Raw genomic sequence first — 252 nt, 5'->3', positions numbered from 1 at the left:
CATCCCTGTGATTTTACGGGATAGTATTGATGAAAGTCATGAAAAACTAAAGTATGAGCGAATGGATATAACGAATAAAATTGAATTTCTCTCTGCTCATTTAGAGTCCAATAGGCAAGATGAATTCATGGAAGAATTGGATCAATTAGTAAGCAATGTCCAGAAAACAAATGTTTTCCAAATGACAGAAACTTATTACTCTATTGGAATCATTATATATTCATATATTAATAAACTAGGATGGCATGATCG

The 252-nt window shown here is 31.3% G+C and carries 1 protein-coding gene; it reads left to right on the top strand.

Features of this window, described 5'->3' with window-relative positions; translation table 11 throughout:
- On the top strand, positions 1-252 hold a 252-nt coding region (locus AOA60_RS33620; protein ID WP_218240946.1), incomplete at both ends, for a hypothetical protein.

This window comes from Pseudomonas sp. 2822-17 (assembly GCF_002742485.1).
GTDB lineage: Bacteria > Pseudomonadota > Gammaproteobacteria > Pseudomonadales > Pseudomonadaceae > Aquipseudomonas > Aquipseudomonas cyclaminis.
The sequence above is the reverse complement of the archived record's forward strand: the minus strand, read 5'-3'. Positions and strand labels throughout refer to the sequence as shown.